Annotated in this window: 2 protein-coding genes and 1 pseudogene; 1 reads left to right on the top strand and 2 read right to left on the bottom strand. The window is 28.4% G+C overall.

Translation table 11 applies throughout. The annotated features are described in order from the left end of the window. The coding region (locus CQA69_RS08765) for a flagellin (RefSeq protein ID WP_281275594.1) at positions 1 to 419 on the top strand (419 nt) is incomplete at its 5' end. Positions 420 to 437: 18 nt separating this feature from the next. Here the strand turns inward: CQA69_RS08765 and CQA69_RS08760 are convergent. Then, a complete protein-coding gene (locus tag CQA69_RS08760; protein WP_137621394.1) occupies positions 438 to 2,339 on the bottom strand; it encodes a motility associated factor glycosyltransferase family protein in 1,902 nt (633 codons plus the stop codon). After that, positions 2,329 to 2,940, bottom strand: a pseudogene (locus CQA69_RS08755) (motility associated factor glycosyltransferase family protein); the annotation flags it as partial. The gene CQA69_RS08760 and the pseudogene CQA69_RS08755, both read right to left, overlap by 11 nt.

The raw sequence follows: 2,940 nt of genomic DNA, 5'->3' as shown, positions 1-2,940 counted from the left end.
ATGCGGCTTCAGTTTATACTATCTCTACTGGTTCAGGTTTCTCTGCTGGTTCGGGAAATTCTCAATTTGCACCTTTAAAAACTTCAGCAGGTAATGCAGCGGGTGCTACTTATAAAAATGCAGGTGTTACTACACTTAAAGGTGCTATGGCTGTAATGGATATCGTAGAAACTGCTACGACAAATCTTGACCAAATCAGAGCTGATATTGGTTCGGTACAAAATCAACTTCAAGTTACAATCAACAACATCACTGTAACTCAAGTAAATGTGAAAGCTGCAGAATCAACTATAAGAGACGTGGATTTCGCAGCTGAAAGTGCGAATTTCTCTAAGTATAATATCTTAGCTCAAAGTGGATCTTATGCGATGAGTCAAGCTAATGCAGTTCAACAAAACGTCTTAAAGCTTTTACAATAATGAGGATTTTTATCCTCATTAGATTAATTTCTTTTTTTCTAACTCATCTTGCAAAGGAATAATAGCTTTTTTTAAAGTTAAATTTTGTATTGTTACAAGTTCAAAAATACTTTCTATTAAAGATTCGTGAGCGTAAAGCCAAGCGAAAAGTTTGTTTTGTCTTTCGCTTTCATTTTTAATACTCTTCACATATAAAGTAGCTATAATGCTTTCTTCGTGATAAAGTGTTGGGCCTAAAATTTCAAGTAAAAAATTATAACGTTTTAAATCTAAGCGAGCTTTTAATTTATCTAAGTTTTGATTAAGTTGATCTAAAGTAATTTTCAATTTTCCTCTTTTTAGTGCGGCTAGTTGATTTTTAATTTTTTTACATTCTTTTAAAAAGGTTTCAGATAAAGACATTTGTTTTTTTATTTTTTTATAGGCTTCTAGCATAAGTTCATTTCTTTGTTCTTTTGGAAGTTTAGGAATTTTAGGGAAAGGTTTTTTTAAATCTTTTTTGAGTAAAGTCTCACAAATTTCTTTAAAAGGTTTTTCTATAGTCCCTTCTATCCTAGCTCCACCTTCGGTGCAATTATAGGTTTTTATGTTATTTTTATTATTTGCAGATATGAAATTTTCAAATATTTCTCTAAATAAAGTCCAAATTTTAGAACTTTGAACTTCACCTTTTCCACCATAAGCTAAAGTGGTAAATTTATTTAAATCTCTTTGATAGTGTCCATCGTGAAGTTTTTCGTGTAAAAAATTTTTTGTATGAGATTCACCTTTGCTACCATAGGCTAAATCTTGTCCTATGAAAACGATATTTTTGTAGTTTAAAGTATTAGCTAACTCATAATTCATATGGGCAACACTCATTCCACAGCTCATATAACCAAATTCTCGGAGTTTTAAAGATGAGGCAAAAGATAAAGGTCTTGTAACTAAAATGTAAGATCTTTTATTTCTTTCTAGATAATCAATAGTATTTTTATGGACTAAAGAAGCTACAACAAAAGTGATTCCTTGATCAAATTCTTTAAAATCATTATTAAAACACTCTGCTACGATCTCATCTCTTTCCATCATACAAACATAATCAGGCTTGATATTATGTTTTGCTAAAATAGGATAAGCACTATCGGCACAAAAAATTGTGGCTTTATTTGCGTATTCTTTAATCAAAGGTAGTTGTTTAGCAAGACTTGGTCCAGTTGAAATAATGATGGCTACATTTTCATTTTTGGTATTTCTTCTTTTTTTGAGTAAGGTTTGATAGCTTGGATGATTGATCATTTTTGGAATATTGCAAACAAATTGCTCTATACCTCGCAAAGCATCTCTTGGATCATTGCCTTTTCTAAGACTTATATTTTTAATTGCTTTTAAATTTAAGGTGTTAACCTTGAGTATATCTTCTTCGTAATTTTTATAAAAATTAGAATGTGTATATAAAGTGTAAGTCTTAAAAAATCGACTGATCGAATCTAAAGAAAAAATAGTATCTGCTTTAGTATATGTCATATGAGGAGTATAGATTAAGATAAGTCGTCCTTTTCTTAATTCTTCGCTTAAATCTAACAAATTAAGAACAATAAAAATAATTTCTATTTCTTTTTCAAAAACAATAATCCTTTTATGATGTTTATTTTGAAGTAAGGCTTTATATAAAATTCCATTGCCTAAACCATAAAAAAATAAAGCCGGATATCTATCATAATCTTTAAAAAAATCAATTTTTTCTTCTAATTCACTCAAAGGACTTTTATAAATAGCTTTTAAACTTCTTTTTTTAATGATATTAATATTAAGACTATCTTTGCCAAAGGTATAAGAAAATTCTCTCAATTCTTTTATTTTTTGCAATTCGGTTTTAAGTTCTTTATATTCTCCGCCACCCATAGCTTTTAGATTTTTATCAAATAATTCATTCTGCATTTTTCACCTTCTCTTTCCATTTTTCCAAACCCCTTAACTCTAACTCATCTTCTAAAGGAGTGATGTTATCTAATAAAGCTTTTTCTTGTGTTTTAATATGCGCATATATCATTTGTAAGAATTCTATATGTTCTTTTACCCATAATAAAGATTTATTATAGCTATCTTCTGGAGTTTTTGGATTTAAAACATAAATCCTAGCTAAATTGAGTTCAAATTGATTTAGAAATGGTCCTAAGATTTCATATAAATCTTGCATTTCTTTTGCATCTTCAAGTTTTAATTTAACTTTGTCTATTTCTTTAATAAGATAATTTAATACCTCTTTACCTTCTTCTAAATTAGAAATAAAATTTAAATTAGAAAAACTTTCCTCAATATTGTTTAAAGATTTTAAAAGCTCCTCACTAAAATCCTTACAATGTTTAATGCTTTTATAAATTTTATAATAAGACTTAAGTAAAAGTTCATTTTGCTTATCTTTACTTAAAGGTTCTATTTTAGGGAAAGGTTTTTTTAAATCTTTTTTGAGTAAAGTCTCACAAATTTCTTTAAAAGGTTTTTCTATAGTCCCTTCTATCCTAGCTCCACCTTCGGTGCA

Origin of the sequence: Campylobacter estrildidarum (assembly GCF_005406205.1) — a bacterium.
Taxonomy (GTDB): domain Bacteria; phylum Campylobacterota; class Campylobacteria; order Campylobacterales; family Campylobacteraceae; genus Campylobacter_D; species Campylobacter_D estrildidarum.
This window is presented reverse-complemented; position numbering and strand designations above follow the sequence as displayed.

Excerpts from the sequence above, each read along its gene's own strand:
- CQA69_RS08760 (WP_137621394.1), bottom strand. The coding sequence starts at position 2,339 with ATGCAGAATGAATTATTTGATAAAAATCTAAAAGCTATGGGTGGCGGA.